This is a genomic window from Succinimonas sp. (assembly GCF_045225735.1).
In the GTDB taxonomy this organism is placed as follows: Bacteria; Pseudomonadota; Gammaproteobacteria; order Enterobacterales; family Succinivibrionaceae; genus Succinimonas.
The window spans coordinates 1-3,268 of the sequence record NZ_JBGVBR010000422.1 but is presented as its reverse complement, the minus strand read 5'-3'; the positions used below and the strand labels follow the sequence as shown (position 1 = coordinate 3,268).

Below are 3,268 nucleotides of genomic sequence, written 5' to 3'. Positions count from 1 at the left end.
AAACCTGCTTTTTATTTATCGTTTTGCTGTTTTATTTTTTGTTTTATTATTGATTTATTTATCAGCGCGGAATTTTGCTGATATCTTTTAAGCAGTTTCGGCGCGGGCAAGACATCAGCGCGGATTGGCCGGGGATTTTCCGAAGCTTGCGGGGGCTTCCTTTTTCCTTAGAACACCCTCTTAAGTGTTCCTGTTCTTCAGAACACTCCCATAAGTGTTATGGCGGCCGGGGCAGGCGGTTTTCCCGGGGAGACGGGGCCATGACGGATCCGGCCTTCTTTCAGGCGCTGTTGTTCCGGGGGCTCTGGTATCTCCTTCCCGCCGGCGGATCTCCGGACTTCATTTCTGCCGGGGAATACGGTTCCTTTTCAGTATTTTCTTTAACGGAATGTTTTCAAATGTTGTGTTTTTGTTATAATTTTTCCCCGGTGGCGCTTCTGAGAACAATCTCAGAGGGGCTCTCTTTTTTTTAAGTGGTTCCGGAGTCCCTGCGGGAAAGCCGGAGCCAAATCAGGCAATTTTATTGTTTTAGTTCAAGTTTATGAACTCTCCTTAGACTGCTTCAATCGCTTTGCTATATATAATGAAACTATCTGCATCAGGGAATGCTCGCGGGCATTTCCCGTTTCCGTTTTGATCTGAGGATCTCCGGGTGAGATTTTTGTAAATGCGTTTTTTTGAGATTCTGTTGTTTGTTGTACTGGCTCTGGCCATAACAGTTGTAGTTAATCTGACGGGCTACGGTTTTACCGTTCCCGTGCATCTTTCATTCGAGCTCCAGTCCAGCACTGCCGCCGATGTTCGCATTTTCTACAAAAATGAAAGCGATGACCGCTTTATCAGGGATTATTCGGTATCCTTCACGGCCGAACAGGGGGATGAATACCACAGCTATGAATTCGATCTGCCGAATCTCAGATCCGTGTCCCAGCTGTCCCTGCTTTTTGATGATTCCGCCACGGGGAATATCTGCATCCGCAATCTGACCATCCACGGCTACAAGCAGGAATTCACCTACAATTTCATGCAGTCAGTGCTGAGCAACATTTCCATGTCCAGCAGCGACCAGCAGGGCGAGAGCGCCTGCTTTGTCTTCTATCAGAGAAGCACCGCGGAGCCGGCGTTTTCCGACCGGCCCCAGATCATCAGCCAGATCTTCGAGGTGCATTCCATAGTCGAACCCTACAATTACTGGCAGATCCTGTTCTTCTTTGCCCTCTTTATCACCTTCCAGCTGGTTTACGGTCTCATTATGAGAATCGGCAAGAAGGTGCCCTGGCGCTATACCGTGGCGCAGAACGTGAGAGCCCTGCTGACTGCCGCCGGCTGGATTTTTGTGCTGGTTTATATCTTCGGCGAGGTGGTGGATGCCTACGCTCTTCATAACCGGCTCCTTTTGCTGGGCACCCTGACTGTCGGCCTGGGTTCGTTTTTCTACATCTCCCGGGGCTTCTTTGTCAGACATGCCCATTTCATGCTGACCTCACTGGTGCTGATCCTCCTGATGCTGGTGCGCTATGCCGTGTTCAAGAGCGAGGTGGGCACCATCTACCATAACGAGTTCATGGGCTATATCCACATCGTCAAGCAGGATCTTCCCTTTGACGTGGCTGCCGTGCTGCTTATCTCCATAGCCTGTCTGCTCCGGAGAAAAAGCGTCAGAAATCTGATTCTGATTATCACCGGCCTGGGGCTCGCCCTGATGTTCCTGGATTATGCCATTAACACCGGCAAGGAAACGGATCGTCTGATTTTCACCTCCCTGGATTTCAGCAAGTTCACCTATCAGGACTTCGTGGTGCAGTCCGTGCTGTTCTTCCAGACGGTGCAGGGACTCCTGACCCTGGTTACCATGGCCATGATCGTCATCACCGTGTCTCTGGCTTATTCCCGCCGCAAGGACATGAGCGTCACTCCGGCCCGGCTCTGGTCTTATCTCTTCATCGAATGTCTGGCCGTATGGGCTTATTTCGCCAATATCGGCACCAGCAGCGTTTATGACGACAAGTTCTACAATCTGGTGGAGGTTAACCGCGGCATTGAGAATCTGGACTTTTCCCGGATTACCGCATCCTCCAGCGAGATCAACACCGTCAAGCAGGGGATGAATTCCCACAAGAACGTCATCGTGCTGGTGGTTAATTCCCTTTCCAGCTTCGGCAGCCGGCTTTACGGCGGCGAGAACCTCACCCCGAACATCGACGTTATCGCCAACCACAATATCTGGTTCAAGAATTACTATGCTCTGGGCTATGACGACGAGACCGCCAATTACTCCTTCCTGACCGGCTATCCCTTCCTGCATAACGGCGTGGGACTGGAAACCAAGGGACTTTACGGCCGGGCTCTTCCCTACATCATGAAGAACGCCGGCTATGCCACCATCATGGCCTATGCCTTTAAGCCCAGCTCGGTGCTGAAGGTGCAGTACGACAACGCCGGCTTTGATTATCTCGTGGATTACATGGATTCCCGGTTCCCGGAAACCGCTCCCCGCTACCGTTCCGACTCTCTGGATGACAAGGTGTTCCTGGAGGAGATGGCCCGGAAGGTGGAATACTGGATGCGCACCGGCGGCAAGAACTTCTTCGTGCAGATTATCACCGGCTCCGGCATCGCCCCCTTTGCCGTTCCGGTGGAAAACCGCATTGATCCCAGCCAGAAGGAATTCAATTTCGACAAGGTGATGCAGTTTACCGATGAGGCCGTGGCTCATTTTGTGCAGGATCTCACCAGAATCAACTACTTCCGGAACGGCATTCTGATTATCACCGGCAATCACCGCGCCTCCATTCCGGTAAGCAAGAAGGAATATGATACCTACGGCCGGCTCTCCGTGGCCCGGGTGCCTCTCATCATCATCGATAAAAACGTCAAGACCTTCGTGTCCACCAATGACATTTCCTCCGCCTCTCTGGGGGAAATTATCCAGTACCTGACTCTGGATACCTACTCCGGCAGTTCGCTCCATGTTAACCCCTTTATCGAAAAGGTTAACGAGACCATCGTCTATCAGGAGCTGTCGCCCCGCAACGAAATCCTGCTGAAGGACGGGGATAATACCGGCACCTTCGTGATTGCCGGAAATCATTCCGAGATCACCGGCAATATCCGGAACCAGGATGAAGTGTTCGGGAACATTCTGTCGCTGCTCCGGGATACGGACACCCTCATCAGCAAGATTGAGGAGGTGCCGGAGGATCAGCGCTACAAGAAGTCCAGCGAATGGTTCGAGTCCGCGGACGGGGATCGAAATAATCCCGGCGCG

General features: G+C 52.0%; 1 protein-coding gene. It reads left to right on the top strand.

The window, feature by feature from the left end:
• Positions 1-667 precede the first annotated feature (667 nt).
• On the top strand, positions 668-3,268 hold a 2,601-nt coding region (locus ACJROR_RS14730), incomplete at its 3' end, for a sulfatase-like hydrolase/transferase (protein WP_406547755.1).